This is a genomic window from Indolivaga alginatilytica (assembly GCF_003201355.1).
Classification (GTDB): domain Bacteria; phylum Bacteroidota; class Bacteroidia; order Bacteroidales; family Dysgonomonadaceae; genus Dysgonomonas_A; species Dysgonomonas_A alginatilytica.
Genome location: NZ_QICL01000009.1, coordinates 31,195 through 51,703, shown reverse-complemented (window position 1 = coordinate 51,703; position 20,509 = coordinate 31,195). Strand labels below are relative to the sequence as shown.

General features: G+C 36.5%; 11 protein-coding genes. 3 read left to right on the top strand and 8 right to left on the bottom strand.

Annotated features, from left to right (window positions below):
• Positions 1 to 51: 51 nt before the first annotated feature.
• The 5 genes from glgP to CLV62_RS08865 all read right to left on the bottom strand — a co-directional run bounded on the left by glgP (position 52) and on the right by CLV62_RS08865 (position 10,157).
• Positions 52 to 4,299, bottom strand: a complete 4,248-nt coding sequence (glgP, locus tag CLV62_RS08885) for an alpha-glucan family phosphorylase (RefSeq protein ID WP_110310431.1) — start codon at positions 4,297 to 4,299, stop codon at positions 52 to 54.
• A gap of 116 nt (positions 4,300 to 4,415) precedes the next feature.
• Positions 4,416 to 5,762, bottom strand: a complete 1,347-nt coding sequence (locus tag CLV62_RS08880; RefSeq protein ID WP_110310430.1) for a glycoside hydrolase family 57 protein — start codon at positions 5,760 to 5,762, stop codon at positions 4,416 to 4,418.
• A 127-nt stretch (positions 5,763 to 5,889) separates the two neighbouring features.
• Positions 5,890 to 7,185: a glycosyltransferase family 4 protein gene (locus tag CLV62_RS08875; RefSeq protein ID WP_110310429.1), complete on the bottom strand. Its 1,296-nt coding sequence runs from the start codon at positions 7,183 to 7,185 to the stop codon at positions 5,890 to 5,892.
• Between the two features lie 26 nt (positions 7,186 to 7,211).
• A complete protein-coding gene (locus CLV62_RS08870) occupies positions 7,212 to 9,176 on the bottom strand; it encodes an amylo-alpha-1,6-glucosidase (protein ID WP_110310428.1) in 1,965 nt (654 codons plus the stop codon).
• A 213-nt stretch (positions 9,177 to 9,389) separates the two neighbouring features.
• Positions 9,390 to 10,157 carry an RNA methyltransferase gene (locus CLV62_RS08865; protein WP_110310427.1) on the bottom strand — a complete coding sequence of 256 codons (768 nt, stop codon included), beginning with the start codon at positions 10,155 to 10,157 and terminating at the stop codon, positions 9,390 to 9,392.
• A 211-nt stretch (positions 10,158 to 10,368) separates the two neighbouring features.
• On the opposite strand from CLV62_RS08865, the gene tamL reads away from it, so the two are divergent.
• Positions 10,369 to 12,825, top strand: coding sequence for a translocation and assembly module lipoprotein TamL (gene tamL / locus CLV62_RS08860; protein WP_110310426.1), 2,457 nt, complete (start codon positions 10,369 to 10,371; stop codon positions 12,823 to 12,825).
• Between the two features lie 165 nt (positions 12,826 to 12,990).
• On the opposite strand, the gene trmD is transcribed toward tamL, so the two are convergent.
• On the bottom strand, positions 12,991 to 13,671 hold the full coding sequence (gene trmD, locus CLV62_RS08855; protein WP_110310425.1) for a tRNA (guanosine(37)-N1)-methyltransferase TrmD: 681 nt from the start codon (positions 13,669 to 13,671) through the stop codon (positions 12,991 to 12,993).
• A 298-nt stretch (positions 13,672 to 13,969) separates the two neighbouring features.
• Here trmD and CLV62_RS08850 point away from each other — a divergent pair, with 298 nt between their 5' ends.
• A complete protein-coding gene (locus CLV62_RS08850) occupies positions 13,970 to 14,953 on the top strand; it encodes a hypothetical protein (protein WP_110310424.1) in 984 nt (327 codons plus the stop codon).
• Here CLV62_RS08850 and CLV62_RS08845 read toward each other — a convergent pair.
• A complete protein-coding gene (locus tag CLV62_RS08845) occupies positions 14,950 to 15,690 on the bottom strand; it encodes a polyprenol monophosphomannose synthase (RefSeq protein WP_110310423.1) in 741 nt (246 codons plus the stop codon). The genes CLV62_RS08850 and CLV62_RS08845 overlap by 4 nt on opposite strands.
• Before the next feature lie 168 nt (positions 15,691 to 15,858).
• On the opposite strand from CLV62_RS08845, the gene mfd reads away from it, so the two are divergent.
• Entirely contained in the window at positions 15,859 to 19,191 is a 3,333-nt protein-coding gene (gene mfd, locus CLV62_RS08840) for a transcription-repair coupling factor (RefSeq protein WP_394337198.1), read from the top strand.
• A 42-nt stretch (positions 19,192 to 19,233) separates the two neighbouring features.
• Here the strand turns inward: mfd and CLV62_RS08835 are convergent, their stop codons facing one another.
• Positions 19,234 to 20,508, bottom strand: coding sequence for a M56 family metallopeptidase (locus CLV62_RS08835; protein ID WP_110310421.1), 1,275 nt, complete (start codon positions 20,506 to 20,508; stop codon positions 19,234 to 19,236).
• Between the last annotated feature and the right edge of the window lies 1 nt (position 20,509).

The window sequence follows — 20,509 nt, the reverse complement described above, 5'->3', positions numbered from 1 at the left end:
AATTATTATTTTATTATAGGGGTGAAGTCGAAACTCACTTCTATAAAATTTTTACATCCATTTCACCAGACCCGAATCTTGTTGATGTGCCAACAAATCGTTTTTAGCAAAAATACGAAGTCCCATATTAAATGTTCCGGCTTGTTCACTGGTATGCTTCAAGCGATACGTAGCAACACTACTATCCTGCGATACACAAGTAAATGCATGTTTAATCAAGAATTCTTCGCCTTTACTGGTTTGATCATTAGTAATAACTAGCTCAACACCTATATCTTCAGCAGAAAGTGAGCCGCAAGTAAGTCGTATTTCCATTTCGTACTCATGTCCCAGTACAATTGGTTCTTTATAGACACTTGGCATTTTTGTTGAGATAATCTCAACACCATCCCACTCTCTCGACATTTTGTGTTTCCAAGTAACGATGTCTTTCGCCATTGCATAGTCATTCTCCCTGATCACCCTTGCACGTTTACTCAACTTATTATAGAAACGATCCTCATAATCTGTCAACTGACGGTTCATGGTAAAGTTTGAAGCAACCTTATCAATAGAGTTCTTTACATGCTGCACCCATTCAGTAGGAATACCTTCCGCATTTTGTTGATAATACAATGGAGCTATTTCATTTTCAATAGTATTGTAAATTATCTCGGCATCCAACTCATTTTGGTAGTCGTTATTTTCATAAACCTGCTCAAGAGGCAATGCCCATCCTGCATCTTTTTGATAACCTTCAACCCACCATCCATCAAGTACACTGAAGTGCATAACACCATTCATCACAGCTTTTTCACCACTAGTACCTGATGCTTCCATTGGTCTTGTAGGAGTATTCAACCAGATATCAACACCTTGAACCAATTTCGAAGCCAGCTCCATATCGTAATTCTCGATAAATAAGATTTTACCTAAGAATTGAGGATATTTAGATACTTCAACGATCTTTTTAATTAAGTCCTGACCTGCTTTATCAGCGGGGTGAGCTTTTCCTGCAAAGATAAACTGAACCGGTTTTGTCGGATGATTTACTATCTCGTTTAATGTGTCAATATTCTTGAACAAGAGTTGAGCACGTTTATAAGTGGCAAAACGTCTGGCGAAACCAAAGGTTAATTTATTCGGATCAAGTCTTTCTACAATTTCTACAATTTCACGAGGTGTATAATATAATAACTCATTATTACTATTGATGCGTTCTTTGATATGCTCAATCATTGCTCCACGCAATTTGCGACGAATATCCCAGATCTCTTTATCTTCAACGTCTTGAATATTAGAAAAACAAGATTTATCATAATGATGCGTTGCAAAGTCTGCACCAAAGACACGCTCATGTAAAGTTTTCCACTCCGGAGCAGCCCAAGTAGGATAATGCACACCATTAGTTACATAACTGATATATGATTCCTGAGCTAAATAACCCGGGAACATATCTTTAAACATTTCCTGAGAAACTTTTCCGTGTAACCAGCTTACACCATTCACTTCCTGAGAAAGATGTACTGCAAGATTACTCATCGAGAACTTTTCGTATGGATTATCTGCATGTACACGACCCAATGCCATTACTTGTTCCCAGGTTATCTGGAAACGATCAGGGTAATGTGATATATATTTACGCAACAATCCTTCATCAAAAGCATCGTGACCCGCAGGTACAGGTGTATGAGTTGTAAATAATGAAGATGAACGGATAGCCTCTCTGGCTTCTTCAAAAGACAGTTTTCTATTAACCATCAATTGGTGTACACGCTCTAATCCTGTAAATGCAGCATGTCCTTCATTACAATGATATACATCAAAATGACGTCCTATTTTTTGGAGTACTCTAATACCTCCAACACCTAACAGAAGTTCTTGTTTTAGTCTGTTTTCCCAGTCGCCACCATAAAGATGATGTGTAACCGAACGATCTTCCGGTAAGTTGTCTTCAATATCAGTATCCATCAAGAACAGCTCAACACGTCCCACATTTACTTTCCAGACACGTGCATGTAAGTCACGTCCGGGTAATGCTATTTTCACAGTCACCCAATTGCCATCTTCATCACGTACTGCTGATACAGGTATTTTATCAAACAATTGAGCTTCATAGATATTTTCTTGCTCTCCTGATGTTGATAAACGTTGTGTAAAATAACCATAGCGATACAAAAGCCCGATACCTGTCATGCGTACTCCTTTATCACTAGCTTCTTTCAAGTAGTCTCCGGCAAGAATACCAAGCCCTCCCGAATAGATCTTAAGTGAAGTATGCAAACCATATTCCATACAGAAATAAGCAACAGAAGCTTCGCTCAAATCACTCTTATTATTCATGTATGTTTGAAAGTGATTGTATACAGCAGCTAAATTTGCTACAAATTTTTCATCATTTTCTAATTCATGATAACGTTGCAAACTAATATTATCAAGCAATACAATAGGATTATAATATACTTTTTTCCATGCAACAGGATCTAATGATTCAAAAAGATCTTTCGCATCCTGATTCCAACACCACCAAAGGTTATTAGCAAGTTCTTCGAGAGCATGAAGTTTTTCGGGTACGTTACGGTGTACAATGACGTTAAACCAGTTAGGTGTTGTATGTTGAGACATTTGTGGAATATAATTATTTTGTGGTTCTTCAATAATAAAATCACTTTCGGTATAGCGTTCTGCAACTTTTTCAAGAGCAGTACTATACGCTTGCATATAATAAGTTATCAGATTATCCCAAAGGGCTATTTTCGAAATCTCATATGCATTTTGTTTTGCTTCTAAATATTCTGCATTACTATTTTTAGCATGACGGATTACATGAGCAACAATACGATCGATTACTTCTTCATCATTAGTATCCGTACGATTTATAACTGCAATGCCCGGACGTTCACCTTCACGATGAGTTTTTACCCATAACCCGAATCCGGCTAATGTTGTAGTAATAGTAGGAACTTTAAATGCAACACTCTCCAAAGGTGTATAACCCCATGGTTCGTAATAAGAAGGGAATAAAGACAGATCGAGTCCTGCCAACAAATCATAATATGGAACATCAAATACTCCGTCATTACCATTCAAATAAGAAGGAACGAAGAATATTTTCACCTTATCATTTTTTGTATTGTAAAGTTCATTTTTTCTTACAGCATTCAGTACAGGATCGTAATTCTCATCATTTAAATCATGAGTTAAATATGGGTTTGCCAGAGGAGATATCGCTTCCTTACTTTGTAAATTGTGCAGAAGAGCCTTAGATGGTCCATGATGTCCTGCAGGCACTAGTATAAAGCCTACAATCTCTCTGTTTAGAGCATCACTCTTATTCAATTTGCCCAAAGCTTCGATAAATACATCTATTCCTTTGTTTTTATACTCATAACGTCCACTGATACCGATTAATAAGGCATTACTGTCAATTGGTTCAGCCAATATCGCCTCGGCAGCCGTCATTAATCTTTTACGTCCGTCTTTTTGCTTTTGAGCAAATTCTGCTTCATTTGTTATGAAATCCTGAAATCCGTTAGGTGTTACCAAATCCACAGGTCTTCCGAGAAATTGCTCACATTCTTTGGCAGTAATATCGCTCACTGTTGTAAAAGCATCAGCTTGTTGGGCAGCAATTTTTTCAAGTGATTGCTTAGCTGTCACATTAAAATTATGTGCAATATTATCAGGATTATAAGTTTTCAAACTATCGTAAAGAGGTAAATTATTACCTGCGATACATCTTCCCAGTGCCGTTGCATGAGTAGTAAATGCACATCCGATCTGAGGAACTGCCGATTTAAGATATAATAATCCTGTACCCGTCATCCACTCATGGAATTGTGCTATAATCTTATCACTTGGCGAGCAATGGTATTTTACATAACTCTCGATCACTTTACCGGCTGCATAACCAAATAATGCAGGTTCGATATAATCCCATTGTCCCGAAAGAGAATCTAATTTGTATTTCTCCCACATAAATGACAAAATATCATCTTTTTGAGAAAAAAACGGAGTGAAGTCTACCAATATTGCAATAGGTCTTTCTGCAATATTCCATCGACCTACACGAATACGTAATCCATCATTTGCGGCTCTGGCTTTCCATGATTTCAGCAAGAGAGAATCTTCTATAAATTCTGGATTTGAGTCATTTTCTTTTACAACATCCGGACCAATCAGAATGTGGGGTTTTCTTAATACCTTCTCCAAAGTAGGAACTTTAGTCGCAATAACGGTATGTATACCGCCAACTTTGTTACATACCTCCCAGCTAACTTCAAATAAATAATCCGGCGTTAGTAATTTTTCGTTTTGCATAAAATTATTATTAATACACTAATATAAATTCTAAATTAAGGTCTCTTAACTACTTTATAGTAGTTATCTACAAATAAAATAATAAACTTAATATCACCTTTAAAATTCACTGTTAATTATTTTGACTTTGAAACAGGTTTGCCTGCTTTAGTCGATAATAATTCGACAACTTTTTTTATTTGTAATGATGAATATTCTGTCTCCTTTGATGTAACAAATTTAGATATTTCATTTGCATAATGACTATCTTTCATCAATAAACCCACCTTTTCTGCCACAGCATCATTAACACGGGATATCAAATCACTTAATACATTCATATAATTGATATATGCATCATAAGGGCTGGAATACACACTCTTGAATCGACGAGAGGCTGCATCAGACATCCATTTGGTACACATATAATAGTAATGGTCGCTATCTTGTAAACGCTCCCAATCCTGAGTTAACACTGCATCATCAAGAAATCTAACTTTTTCACCCAGATCACAAAGAGATGTAAAAGCATCATTTTGCAGGTCATTTCCAAGCCAGATACTTAAATCGCGTTCTTCTTCCGACCAAGAAATAGGATAAGGCACATGTACAGGACCTACGGGCTTATGTTTCTTAATGACCTCTGAAGGGGTTAAAAATTCAAATTTATCATGGCTAAACACCTCTTTAGGCAAATAACGCATAAATTCGAATATTCCGGTAGCCCGTGGATGACGATTTCCGAAGGTTATATAATCCATAAACAAATTTACAACCTCATCCGTTTCGTTGACTTCATCCAGCCAGTTTGCAAATTTTTCGCTGGTAACCGGCCATTCACTCCAACTTCTATCCGAAAAACGATAAGCAATATCATCACTCAAATGGAAATTACGGAGTAATACATTTAAATCGGGATTATTAACATTGCTATACACATAATTAGGACTCTTCCATCCTAACACATGTTTTGCACCTTCCGTTACAATAGCTTTAAAGCCTAACTTAGCAACTCTTTCTCCAATCTGATCAGAATACATAAGCCCTGTCAGACGAGCTGTTACAGGCTCTTGATTAAAATATTTTTTAATCGTTGCGGCTTGTTTTTTCAACTGACGTTCCAATTCTTTCTCATCTTTCAGAAAAGCAAGTGAATGGGCATATGTTTCGCATATGAACTCAACAGAACCTGTAGCTGCCAATTCTTTAAAACTATCTAATACCTGAGGGGCATACTTTTCGAGTTGCTCTATAGTTTCTCCCGTAATAGAGAAAGCTACTTTAAATTTACTGCCATGTTCTTTAATAATGTCTAATAACACTTTATTCATAGGCAGATAACATTGCTCTACTATCTTACTCAAATAGTTACGCATATTAAACTCATCATAATACTGATGTGAGTTTCCTATATCAAAAAAGCGATACCGTCTCAATTGGAAGGGAAGGTGAATCTGAAAATAAAAGCATAAAGTTTTTTTCATGACTAATTATGTATGTCTGTTATATTTTGCGTTTTTAAAATCTGTTCAAAAAACAATGAGAATATCACTGCATTTATCCAAGTATAACGATTCAATACGCTATACTAAATCAAAGGACTAAACTATATTATCCTAAATTAGAGTCTGCTAACATTTTTTCGTACACTTCTTTTACTCTAACTGCACTATCATCCCAACTTAAAGAGTTAACTTCATCCGTTCCTCTTACTTTAAGTGTATTAGTCAAAGTAGGATAAGCTAATAAACCATACATAGCATCTGCTAAGGCATCTATATCCCAGAAATTAACTTTCATAGCATGTTCCAATACTTCTGCAACTCCCGATTGATTCGATATAATGACAGGAACACCCGTGCGCATAGCTTCCAATGGAGATATGCCAAAGGGTTCGGATACTGATGGCATCACATATACATCGCTTTGAGCATACATTTGATTTACATCATCTCCTGTAAGAAAACCCGTAAACGAAAACTTAGAGCCTATACGTAATTTAGCAACTCGTTGCACCATTTTATTCATCATATCGCCACTTCCTGCCATTACAAAACGGACATTCGGATAGCGTTTCAAAACTTTACTTGCTGCCTCGATAAAATATTCAGGTCCTTTCTGGTAAGTAATACGCCCTAAGAAAGTGATTACTTTCTCTTTAACAGCTTTCTTTACCTCTATTTCCTTACGTCCTGAGAAATCTACTGCGTTATGTACTGCAAATACACGTGACTTATCAATTCCATAACGGTTTATTACGATATTACGAGTCAGATTACTCACAGCTATTACTGCATCAGCCTGCTCCATACCCATACGTTCCAGTTCATAAACAACCCTGTTTACATTTTCACCGCTTCTGTCAAATTCTGTAGCATGTACATGTACAACTAATGGCTTTCCTGAGATCTTTTTGGCAACAATACCTGCCAGATAAGTAAGCCAATCGTGAGCATGAATTACATCAAAATCATTTTCTCTGGCTATTTTAGAGGCGATATAAGCATAGTTTCTAACTTCTTCCATCAGATTAGCACCATACTTACCCGAAAACGGAAACTTCCCCCCCAAGTGAGTAAAAGACCGTTGCCCTCCACCATTTTCAGTTTCTGTTACATATTGTTCGTACTCTTCTAAACCTAAATACGGAATAAGCCCTGAACTGACAGGCAGAAAGCTCACATTTTGCCAGAAATCATCCACGTAAGATGTTGTTCTGGGCATTTCAACATCGCTGGCATTGATTATTTTCCCAATGCTGGAGTCTTCATCACCTTCAGCCTTAGGCATAACAAACAGGACTTCAACTCCTTGTTGTGCTAATCCTTTTGTTAATCCGTAACAGGCAGTTCCTAGTCCTCCTGATATATGGGGAGGAAACTCCCATCCAAACATTAATACTTTCATACTATATCATAGCATTTAGGTTGTTTTTATTTTTTCTTGTCTTGTTTTTTGTGTTGTTCCATCATTTGCAGAATACGAAGTACCTCGCTTACACTCCATGCCTGAGAAATACTTCCTCCCGGATGGTGCGGTGGATTACCATCATATACCTCAGCTATGCTACAGATCCCATAATCGGTCATATCCTCTTCAAAATGCTCTACAATCCATTTAGCATCTCCATAGAAAGCATCTCCGTAAAGTTTAAAATTAGCTTCGATATAATGACTTAATTGCCATACCCAAACCGTACCTTGATGGTAAGCTAAATCTCGGGTTCTCTGATCACCGCTGTATATACCCTTATAATCAACATGTCCCGGTGATAACGTTCTCAAACCTTTAAAAGTTAATAGTTCTCTTTTGATTACATTTAATACATTGCTTTTAATTTCATCACTAACAGGACTATATGGCAATGAGGTTGCTATAACCTGATTTGAACGGATATCTAAATTTTGTCCTTTCTCATCTACATAATCAGCTAAATAACCCAAATCTTCATTCCAGAATGTTGACACATAACTCTCTTCAATACGATCAGCCAGGTCTTTCCAATCTTTTACAAATTCTTTATCTCCGTTTGCTTCAGCCAATTCTATTGTAAACCGAATGGCATTGTACCATAACGCATTTATTTCGACAGCATAGCCTCTACGAGGAGTTACGGGTCCTTCTTCGACCACTGCATCCATCCAAGTTAGAGCTTTGCCTTCTTGTCCTGCCCAGATAAGCCCGTTTTCATGCATAAGAATATGCTCGTTGACCCCAGACCTGAAAGCAGACAATACGGCTTTCATTTTTTCACCATATGCTTTCCAAACAGTTTTTTGATCCTTTGTTGCCTCTGCATATTTTTGAATAGCCCAAAAATACCACATAGGAGCATCTACAGAATTATAAGCTGCATGGTCGCTCTTCCCGATATTGGGAAAAAGCCCATTATTCACTTCACCCGACATGGTATCCAGTACTCCTTTACAACTCTCTAAGTCATAATTAGCAGCTAGAGTAAGTCCCGGTAAGGCTATAAATGTATCGCGTCCCCAACGTCCAAACCAAGGATAACCGGCTATAACTTCTGTATCTTTACCCTGCTGAACAATAAATTGGGTCGCCGAATTTTTCAAACAATTCAAAAAACTATCTTTTGGAGGACGTGATGCAACTCCTTTTTCAAAGGCATCTGCCAGTGTCTTTACTTTTTCTTCTTTTAATGAAGCGGAAAAAACAATACTTTCTCCTTTTTTAATAGGCATTTCCAGATACCCGGGAGTAAATAAGTCCTCCTGAAAATCATAACCTCTTTCTTTTTCTTCCGAATATTCTATGTTGTAATACCAATCGGGATTTTCTACGAATTCGTTCTTCTTGCTTAACTGCATGTTCAAAGTCGGAAATTCGGTGTACAGCCTCGAAGCGATACCGTTTTCTATTTTGTCCGTATCTGTATTAACAAATAAGTTGGCTTTGCTCAGTTTATGCCTGCTTCTGAAAGCCAGAAAAGGTCTTAAACGTAATTTTGTATCAGAGTGGGCCTCCAACAGAGTATACTTAATAAGTATACGATCTGCATTATGCTCCATTAGAAATTCTTTTTTGAGCACAACTCCTCCTACCCTATACACCAGAGTTGGTGTCGGCTCGAACTCAAAATCGATAATATACTTATGCCCACGAGGATTATATATACCTCCCGGATACTGATGTATACCCAGATTAAATGATTGGTCGTGCTGTATGACCGTCTCGTCCAAGGACGAGAGTAACACGTAACTTTCACCATTAAATTTTTCAATGGGACAAACCAGCAGGCCATGATATTTACGGGTATTACAACCAACAATAGTTGTACTCATGTAAGCCCCTGCTCTGTTAGTACTCAAAATCTCGCGATGCAATGAATATTGTAGATTAACTAATTCATCTTTATTAAAATTCAGATAGCTCATAGTATATAATAGTGTTTTGTTTAGTAAAGTGAAACTATTAAAATAAATACATCCTAAATTTAAGAATTTTTTCAATAAAAACTCCAAAATCCATGATGTTTTATAACATTTTATTAAAATGGACACAACCTATATCAAGGCTGAAAAGAATTCAGCCTCAACCAATCTGAGTGTAATCAGTTACTCTATTCATTTATAACACCTCAAACCTCGTTATTGTTTTTGTAAACGGCGTCTGAATTCAGTGCAAATTATAGCAGTAGCAATTGCGACATTTAAAGATTCGGATGTTTCCCTGTCTTGAGGGTAATTCGGGATGAAAAGTTTATTTGTTATAAGAGTTTCTATTTGCGGACTGATACCATTGCCTTCATTTCCCATGACAATAATACCTGTTTGTGCTAATTCTTGTTCATACATATTACGACCATCCAGAAAAGTACCGTAAAGAGGTATCTCTTCTATATTCTTTAAATATGAATACAAATCCATGTAATGCACTTTAACCCTTGCTAAAGCGCCCATAGTAGCCTGTACAACCTTCGGATTATAAACATCGACAGTATCTAAAGAACATATTATATTTTCGATACCATACCAGTCAGCCAATCTTATAATTGTACCCATATTTCCGGGGTCCTGAATACAATCCAAAGCTAAACTTAACTGATCTTTTAATTGGTGTGAATCCAATGCATAATGAGGTTGATAAAACACAGCTAATGCTTGCTGAGGGTTTTTGAGGAAACTGGCTCTGGATAATTCTGATTTGGAAACCTCTATAATTTCTTCTATATTGTCTGGTCGAATAAAATTCGTTTGAATAAAATCAGGTGTAGCAATCAGTAATTGGCATTTCATCGCAGGCAATAATTCTGCTACCATTTTATCTCCCTCTACAACAAAAGTATTATGCTCCTCACGGAACTTTTTATCTTTCAGGGATTGTACATACTTTATTTTATTCTTACTTAAACTCATCCAACTATGTTAACCAACATTATTTAATAATTCTTTATTGGACAAATCTACAAAAAAGATACAATTATATCCTAAATTTGTCGTTTTTTAAGCAACTGATCCTCTTTTAAGGTTACAAACCTTTTTTATTACTTTGGCTAGCGAATAACTAGAGACAGTATACTTGTAAAATGTAGCAATAATATTTAATGTTACTTATCTATATCAAAGAATGAAATTCAGACCTCAAAATATAATTTTCATAATAAGTACTTTATTAATATTGGGTTATTCTTGTAGCTCGACCAAATATGTTCCCGATAACGAATTTCTTCTCGACGTAGCCACTGTAAAAGTAGATGCAAAGGATATCTCTTATTTTGATCTGGAACCATACGTGAAGCAAAAAGCAAACTTTAAAACTTTTGAAGTCTTTAAGTTTCCTCTATTTATGTATAATCTATCGGGAAAAGACTCTACAAAATGGTATAACAGAGCTTTAAAAAAGGGAGGCGAACCACCTGTTTTATACGATAGCACCCAAGTAGCCCCGACAGTAGTCAATCTTGAACGAATAATGAATAACAAAGGTTATCTAAAAGCCGAAGTTGCCCCCAAGATTACTCAAAAAGATAAAAAAGCAAAAGTTATATATGATGTGAAATCCGGAGCACCCTCTAATATCGAGAGCTATACAATTAATATAAGTGATACTGTATTTGCCGCTGAGGTTATAAACAAATCATTCCGGCTAAACCGAAGAAGGGCACAATCATCAGCCGATTCTACCAGGCTGAGTCTGAACAGATATTTAAGCAGAGGTAATCTTTTAAAGGAGGGAGACCGATTCGATCTGGAACTGTTGGATGAAGAGCGTAACCGAATTACTTCGATCTTAAAAAGAAATGGTTACATGGCTTTTAATAAGGAGTATATCGGCTTTGTAGCTGATACAATAGAAAAAGAAAATAAAGTAGACTTAGAACTTATTATCTATCCCTTTACTCAACGTATAGGCAATAATGAAACAGCAGAGGTAGCACATCGCCAATATTACGTGGGTAAAATAGATATATTCGTCGATTATGATCCTATTGCCGATGGAGATATCAGTAATTATCAGGCTACGGATACTGTAACAAGAGGAAAATACAAGATATATTACGGAACCCGGGGTAAATATATAAAGCCTTTCGTTATTTTGGAAAATTGCTATATTCAACCTCAGGCATTATATAATGAGAATCAGGTTTCAATGACTTATAACTCATTGTCTCAACTACACATCCTTAAGAATGTCAATATAAAATATGAAGAGTATTTAGAAAATGATTCTACAAAACTCAGATGTATAATAACAGCCGTTCCCGATAAAAGACAAGGTATATCAGCCGAAATCGAAGGAACAAACTCTGCCGGTTTTTTTGGAGTGGGTGCAAGTTTAGGCTATACACACCGAAATACTTTTAAAGGTTCGGAAGTATTCAATACCAAAGTATTAGGATCATACGAAGCTGTTACTCCTAATTTTTCCAGTTTCAAAGACAATTATTTCGAAATAGGAGGTGAAACGTCACTTACTTTCCCTCGGTTTTTATTTCCCTTTCTGGATCGGGATTTAAGGCGAAGATTAAGAGCTTCTACTCAGGTTGTATCGAGCTATACCTTTCAACGCCGCCCCAACTATTTTACAAGAACTGTTTTTACGACAGGAGTAAAGTATATATGGGAAAACAGAGGCAACAATACAGTGCGCCACACACTTGATCTTATTGAGATAAGTTATGCACACATTCCTCATCTTGACCCACGGTTCGAAAACACATTATCTCCCAATGCCAAGCTATATAGCTTTACCGACCAGTTTATAGTGGGAACAGGCTATACTTATTATAAAACGAACAGCATTGTTCCGGGGATTATCGCTTCGAACCGCAGAAATACAAATAGGTCGACATACTCTTTAAGAGCCTCTATAGAAACAGCAGGTAATGGTCTGGCATTAGCCGCAGCATTAGCCAATATAAAGAAAGACCCAGAGACCGGATCAAGAAAGATATTCGACACCTTCTTCGCCCAATATGTACGTGGTAATTTAGACTACAGCAAATCAATACGTATTGATGAAAAAAATGCCCTGGCATGGCGATTAGGAGGCGGTATAGCCTATGCGTATGGAAACAACACACAAGTACCTTTCGAAAAACGTTTCTTCTCAGGAGGAGCCAACAGTGTAAGAGGATGGGCTGCCCGCGAATTAGGTCCCGGAGCATTCTACAGAGAGGATGCCAATTTCAATGACCAATCGGGGGATATCAGATTTGACGCTAATATTGAATACCGAAGCAAGGTATTCTGGAAACTGGAATTAGCAACATTCCTTGATGCCGGAAATATCTGGACAGTTAGAAGCAGTGACCGCCAAGAGAAGGGAGAATTCAAATTAAACAGTTTCTACAAACAAATTGCTTACGCATGGGGAATGGGTATAAGACTCGACTTAGAGTTTGTAATCATTCGTCTTGATTGCGGGTGGAAACTATATAATCCGGCTGATATACCCAACTTTAGAATGGATGATAGCGGCTATCAAGTAGTAGATGGCTATCAATCGAAATGGTCTGTATTAAAACCTCTCAAATTCAGGGAAAATACAGCCTGGCATATTGCAGTGGGGTATCCATTCTAAACACTTCACTTCACAACCATCTCCTGCTGATATGGAGTAAAGGTCGCAGACCTTTTTATTGCGTTGGCCGGGCATAACAACCGGAGATAGTTATGCTGATAAAACATAGCACTAAAAGTTAGTATTACTTATTTCTCCTCTTAAGGGAGATTAAGAGGGACTGTGTTATTTATCTTCTAATAAATCAGGTCTAAGCAATTTAGTTCTTGCTATAGCTTGCTTTAACTTCCACTCATCTATTTTAGCCTCATGACCTGACAATAATATATCTGGAACTTTCCAGCCTTTATATTCTGCGGGACGTGTATACACGGGTGGAGCTAATAAGTTATCTTGAAAAGAATCCGAAAGTGCCGACTGTTCATCGCCAATGGCACCGGGAATTAATCGGACAATTGCATCTGTAATAATAGCCGCTGCAAGTTCTCCACCCGTCAGGACATAATCGCCTATCGAGATTTCTTTAGTTATGAGGTGTTCTCTGATTCTGTAATCGATACCTTTATAATGACCACAAAGGATAATTATATTTTCGAAAGACGACATTCTGTTTGCCATCTTCTGATCGAATCGCTCACCATCGGGCGATGTGAAGATTACTTCGTCATACGATCTTTGGCTTTTTAAAAGAGATATAATATTATCAATAGGTTCAATTTGCATTACCATTCCGGCTTCTCCACCAAAAGGGTAATCATCAACCCTATGATGTTTATCCAACGAATAGTCACGAAGATTATGAATTTGAATTTCGACAAGTTCTTTGTCTTGTGCTCTTTTTAGGATGGAACAATTCATAGCTCCTTCAAGCATTTGTGGAAGTACGGTTATAATGTCTACTCTCATTCTTGTATCTGTAATAATTAGAGGGATTGAGCCCAATCTCTTTTCAGAAGACAAAAATAATCAAAAATAAACGATTAAGGTCTTAAAATTTTGTAGCCTAAGAAATAAACTTTCACCTACATTTGTAAATTATTAGAGTTCGTATTCAATAGATTGTTATATTTCTGGTTCATACTAATTTAAGCATAGAATAATACCTTGACGTCCTTTGTGTTTAAATCGAATTTATTCAAAAAAATATGTTTTTATTGAATGTAAACTCTATTATATATATTAACTTTATCTAAATCAGAATTTTATGAGATTATTTGAAATTAAAGAAAACCAAATCATTTTCTATCCAAAACGACACGATTTTTTAGCTTTAGGAATCATCTTATTTGTAAGTCTGTCTATGATTAGTATTCCGATATTTTTTAATATGAACGAACAAAGTCTAAATATTGGCAGTATTCCAATATTATTAGCAATTTTTATTCCTTTAATTATATTGGTTCTATTTATTATTCTAAGTAAAACACAAATAATAATCAATACTAAAGAGAAAACAGTGGTAAGAAGAAATTTATTTGTACAAACTAAATTAGCATCGTTAGATAATGTTTGTAAAGTCCAATTTTCAGATAGTGGATCAAGTTATGTGACTACATACATATATGAACTTATTTTCAAAGATGATATATATGGGCAAGGCATAAGGTTGACTCCTGCTTTAAGAGAAAAATCAAAAAAACTGAAAGAGATATATGATAATGCTATCATCAAAGTAGACAGTTTTCTGAGCGAAAACATATCCACCGATTCAAATACCAATACAATACAGAAAATTCATTTCTTCAATGAAATACATCGAGGATGCTATTCTTACAGACAGAAAAGTATTGTGGCATTAATTTTTAGTATACTGCCATTAATACCTTTCGTCTACTTAACCATATTCCAACCAGTAGACTCCTATTATCAGTATATATTTATACTATTTTCTATAATTTTTCTTGTTGCCTATGGGAAAGAAGTAAAGATTGACACAGATAATAATACTATTGAAAGCTCGACTTTTGGATTCTTCAAATCTAAATGTCTTTTTATTGAAATTGCTGAGATTGAAGCCCAAAAGTCGTTTTATAATGGTTCGTATTCAACAACTAATATTATTGTAAGAACTAATAGAGACAAAAAGCCATATCAAATACATTTAGCGAGTATAAAAAACACTAAAAAAGTTGCCTTATTTATAAACGACCTTGCCATTTTATTGCCTTCTATAAATCAAAGGCTCTAATTGTATTTAGGTTTAATTTTGCCCATCATTTTATTAAAGCGAAGCCTTATCACCCCATAAAATGCCTCTCCGAAAATGCCTGCATTCATTTTTGATTCGCCTAAAACACGATTGACAAAAATGATAGATACTTCTTTCAGTTTAAAGCCTAAGGTATAAGCTGTGTATTTCATTTCAATTTGGAAAGCATATCCTTTGAAACGTATTTTATCCAAATCGATAGTCTCCAATACTTTTCGTTTGTAACAAACAAAACCGGCTGTAGCATCGTGTATATTCATTCCCGTTACCAGCTTTACATACTTCGATGCATAAAACGACATGATAACCCTACCCATTGGCCAGTTCACCACATTAACTCCGGTAGAGTATCGTGAGCCGATTGCCATCTCTGCACCGCCTATCGCACATGCATTGTAGAGATGTATCAGATCATTCGGGTCATGAGAAAAATCAGCATCCATTTCAAAAACGTACTGATAATCGCGAGCCAGAGCCCATTTAAAACCTGCAATATAGGCGGTACCTAACCCTTGCTTCCCCTTTCGTTCGAGTAAGAATAACAAATCAGCATACTTCTCCTGTAATCGTTTTACGATAGCAGCCGTACCATCGGGAGAGCCGTCATCGACTACCAGAATATGAAAAACTTTCGAAAGGGAAAAAACCGTTTCGATCATTTTTTCGATATTCTCTTTTTCGTTATACGTTGGAATAATAACAATAGAATCCGACATCACATTATATTTTTACCCAAAATTAGCTATTCCATAATTCAGTTTATGCATAGATTATCCGATTTTTAAACATTTTTCATCAAAAAACCGTGATTTCTCTTTTATTCACATCTATATTGCTGCTATCTTCAATTATTATTACCTTTGTAAGCATAAAACAACTCTATTTTGGAATCGATTTCTCCTCTCCATCTTTTCGATGGACATAAAAGCATAAAAGCGATATCAAGCACCCTAAATAAAGACAAAAACGTACACATCAAAGGTTTACTAGGCTCTTCATGGTCAGTTTTTGTGTCAGCTTTATTCAATCAAAAAAAGGGGCAATATCTATACATATTAGATGATCTTGAAACGGCCGGATACTTTTATCACGACCTCAATCAGTTATTAGGATCAAAGGATGTACTTTTTTTCCCTTCTGCATACAAGAGGGCAATTAAGTATGGACAGTCTGATCCTGCAAACGCTATACTCAGAACTGAAGTTTTGAGCCGTTTACAAGGAGAAAGTACTCCGCTCATCATAGTAACGTATCCCGAAGCGATAGCTGAAAAAGTTGTATCGAAAGACACACTTAAAGAAAATACTTTACGAATTACTGTAGGTGAGAAAATCGATTCGGCATTCGTTTCGGAGGTTCTCGATTCATACGGCTTCGAATACACTGAATATGTATACGAACCCGGTCAGTATGCAATTAGAGGAAGTATTCTCGATGTTTTTTCATACTCCAGCGAATACCCTTTCCGTATTGATTTCTTTGGGGATGAAGTAGAGACCATACGACGTTTTGATATCGAAAGTCAATTATCAAAAGAGCAATTGACCTCTATACAAATTATACCCGAAATGTCTAAAGCCAGCCAGCTTCAAGACTCGTTATTGAGCCTTCTACCTGCTGAGACTGTTATCGGATTTAAAGATTATTCGTGGATACAAGGACGTCTGAATTTGATATATGAAGACAGTGCTATATTAGATAATCCCGAATACGAAGCCGATGTCCAATTGAAAGTAATATCCGAGCCCCTCTTTACGAGCGAGCTTGTGAAATTTAAGCAAATGCAATTCGGAAATACCTGCTTTGGCGTACCTGATGCTTCTTTTGAATACAATACTGCATTACAGCCTATCTACCATAAAAATTTCGATCTGGTAAGTAAAAGCTTGCACGAATTTATAGCACAAGGATATACAATCTATATCCTGAGCGATAGTATGAAGCAAATAGAGCGTCTGAAAACAATTTTTGAAGACAGAGGCGATAAAATACCACTCGTTCCTATAAACAAAACGTTACACGAAGGTTTTTACGACCAGACTCTAAAGATATGCTGTTTTACAGATCATCAGATTTTCGATCGTTTCCACAAATACAATCTGAAATCAGACAATGCCCGTACCGGAAAGATTGCATTAAGTCTAAAAGAATTGAAGCAATTACAGGTTGGCGATTTTGTGGTTCATAACGATCACGGGGTCGGTAAATTCGGTGGGCTTGTCAGGCTCATTGCCAATGAAAAATTGCAGGAACATATCAAAATATCGTATCTGAATAATGATGCCATATTTGTCCCTATCCACTCTTTATACAAGATATCCAAATACAGAGGAAAGGACGGTGAAGCTCCACGCCTAAACAAATTAGGTTCGGGTGCATGGCAGAAGATGAAGGAGAACACGAAAAAACGTCTGAAAGACATTGCTCGTGATCTAATAGTTCTTTATTCGAAACGTAACGAAGAGGAAGGCTTCAAATTCTCGCCTGATACCTTTATGCAAACTGAGTTGGAAGCTTCATTTGTATATGAAGATACTCCCGACCAGATAACAGCTACGGCCGATGTCAAAAAAGACATGGAAAACCATCGTCCTATGGACAGACTTATCTGTGGGGACGTAGGCTTCGGAAAAACTGAGGTTGCTATCAGAGCAGCATTTAAAGCTGTTGCCGATAATAAACAGGTAGCAGTTCTTGTGCCTACTACAGTATTGGCGACTCAGCATTTCCATACTTTCAGAGATCGTTTAAAAGACTTTCCCTGCAAGGTCGATTACATAAGCAGAGCTCGAAAGCCTGCAGCTGTAAAAGAACTGCTGGATAAACTAAAAAAAGGCGAAATAGATGTACTTATCGGTACACACCGCATTGTCAATAAAGACATTCAGTTCAAAGATTTAGGATTACTCATCATAGACGAAGAGCAAAAATTTGGAGTATCTGTAAAAGAAAAATTGAAGCAGATGAAATCAAACGTCGACACACTGACTATGACTGCAACGCCAATCCCCAGAACGCTTCAATTTTCGTTGATGGGAGCTCGCGACCTTTCAACGATAACGACTCCCCCACCCAACCGATACCCTACTCAAACGGAAGTACATACTTTCGATGCTCAAATAATAGCGGAAGCTATCAATTTTGAGATGAGTAGAAACGGACAGGTGTTTTTCTTGAATAATAGAATCAACAATCTACCCGAAATAGAAGCTACTATACGCAAGGGTGTTCCCGATGCACGTATTGCAGTAGCACACGGGCAGATGCCTCCCACTAAATTAGAGGAAATAATTACTGATTTTGTGGATTACGAATACGATGTGCTGATTGCAACATCTATCATAGAATCGGGTATAGATATTCCTAATGCCAATACGATAATAATAAATAACGCTCAACGATTCGGATTGAGTGACTTACATCAATTGCGTGGACGCGTTGGTCGTGGCAACCGCAAAGCTTTTTGTTATCTGCTTGCTCCGCCATTGGATAGCTTAACAATTGAGGCAAAGCGAAGATTACAAGCAATAGAGAACTTTGCTGAATTAGGAAGTGGAATACATATCGCGATGCAAGATTTGGACATAAGAGGTGCAGGAAACCTTTTAGGTGCAGAGCAAAGCGGTTTTATTGCCGACTTAGGTTACGAAGCATATCAAAAGATATTGACCGAAGCCGTTACCGAATTGAAGAACAACGAATTTGCAGAATTATATCACGAAAGTAAAGACGGAGAGAAAAACAAAGGCGATAACTTTGTGGATGATGTGGTTATTGATAGTGATTTAGAGCTTTTGTTCCCTCCTATTTATATACCCAACGATTCGGAGCGTATATCTATTTACAGTACTCTAAATAATTTAGAAAAGGAAGAAGAGATAACCGAGTTTGTAAAAATGTTGAAAGACCGTTTCGGTGAAATTCCGCAGGAAGGTCAGGATTTAATAGGGGTAATTAGAATCCGTAGAATAGCCAAATATCTAAGTATAGAGAAAGTAATTTTGAAAAAGGGACAAATGCTATTGTATTTGGTTTCAAACCCTGACTCCCTATATTATCAATCTCAAGCTTTCGATAAGTTGCTAAGCTATGTACAAGGTCATCATCGCGACTGTCAACTAAGAGAGAATCAAGGAAAGCGATCTATTATAATTAAGCATATCGACAATGTGGAGAAAGCATATAATGTATTAAATAATATATATTTACAAGAATAATATAGTAGAGAGAAATACTCTACTATATTATCCTCATATGCTTTATTTAGGCAGCACAAACTTAATAGGCAGTACATAGTACACATCTACATCCTTGCCATTTTGTTTTCCGGGTGTCCATGTAGGCATAGCTTTTACAACTCTTACAGCTTCAATATCGCACCTTGCATCTAGGCTTCTTAGCACTGTAACATCCTTTACTTCACCTGTCTTAGAGACAACAAGGCGAATTACTACGTTTCCCTCCACTTTGTCTTTTACCGCTTGCTCAGGATATTTAATATTTGCATTGATATACTTCATCAACGCCTCATCTCCTCCCGGATATTGCGGCATTACTTGAACTGAAGTATAAACATTCTCCTTCTGTCGAGACATGTCTGTATTCACACTTGGAGTAGTTTCTGCACCAATATGCTCTTCTACCACATTTTCAATTTGTCTTGAAAATGTCTTTTGAGCATTTCCTAAAAGCATTAGTGCTACAATCGGAAAAGCAAGTAAATACTTGCAGGACATAAGCCTTGAGGTTCTTTTTTTATTAATCATAGTAATACGTTTTTTTAATTGTGAAACATTGAAATTGTTAACAATCTGTATAGTAGCGCTAGGTTTTATTACTTGTAATAATAGATACTGGTATTTTTTCGCCTCTACACCTTTTTCGAGGACTCCTTTATCTGCAAGATATTCGAGGTTTATTTTAATTTCTCTTTTTAATAGCCATGTAACAGGATTCCACCAGAATAAAATATAAAACAATTCGCTGAGAAGTATATCCAGAGAGTGGTACTGATCGGCATGTTCTTTTTCGTGTTCGAGCATCAGACTCAAATCCTCTTTTTTAAAACTATTGTAAGGAATAAATATCCACCTGAAAAAAGAGAAAGGGGTAATATCCATATTCAAGCTGATTATCTTATAATTGTCACTATTCTGATACCCGTTTCGAAGTATTAGATTTAGCACACCCGATAACTGAATCAAGAATCGGGAAAGCATAATTAATATCCCACAGATATAAGTGATCAAGAGTAATTCGACCAATCCGATATCTAATAATGGCTTATGATCGACAGTTGTATTGTCGGTAACTTCTATCTGCGGTAATATTGCCTGATACATCGGAATATCGGCAGATGTGGATATACTTAATTTACAAAATGGATATAGCAAAGAAAAAACAACTATAAATAGTAAATAAAATCGTTTCGCCTTATTGAAAGTGTCATTCCTAAAGCACAATGCATATAACCCATATAACAGAATCATAGCCAAAGATGCCTTGATCGCGTATGATATAATTAAACCTTCCATA

Bases quoted from the DNA above. Each gene is read 5' to 3' on its own strand.
- glgP (WP_110310431.1), bottom strand. From the start codon at position 4,299: ATGCAAAACGAAAAATTACTAACGCCGGATTATTTATTTGAAGTTAGC.
- CLV62_RS08880 (WP_110310430.1), bottom strand. From the start codon at position 5,762: ATGAAAAAAACTTTATGCTTTTATTTTCAGATTCACCTTCCCTTCCAA.
- CLV62_RS08875 (WP_110310429.1), bottom strand. From the start codon at position 7,185: ATGAAAGTATTAATGTTTGGATGGGAGTTTCCTCCCCATATATCAGGA.
- CLV62_RS08870 (WP_110310428.1), bottom strand. From the start codon at position 9,176: ATGAGCTATCTGAATTTTAATAAAGATGAATTAGTTAATCTACAATAT.
- CLV62_RS08865 (WP_110310427.1), bottom strand. From the start codon at position 10,157: ATGAGTTTAAGTAAGAATAAAATAAAGTATGTACAATCCCTGAAAGAT.
- tamL (WP_110310426.1), top strand. From the start codon at position 10,369: ATGAAATTCAGACCTCAAAATATAATTTTCATAATAAGTACTTTATTA.
- trmD (WP_110310425.1), bottom strand. From the start codon at position 13,671: ATGAGAGTAGACATTATAACCGTACTTCCACAAATGCTTGAAGGAGCT.
- CLV62_RS08850 (WP_110310424.1), top strand. From the start codon at position 13,970: ATGAGATTATTTGAAATTAAAGAAAACCAAATCATTTTCTATCCAAAA.
- CLV62_RS08845 (WP_110310423.1), bottom strand. From the start codon at position 15,690: ATGTCGGATTCTATTGTTATTATTCCAACGTATAACGAAAAAGAGAAT.
- CLV62_RS08835 (WP_110310421.1), bottom strand. From the start codon at position 20,508: ATGGAAGGTTTAATTATATCATACGCGATCAAGGCATCTTTGGCTATG.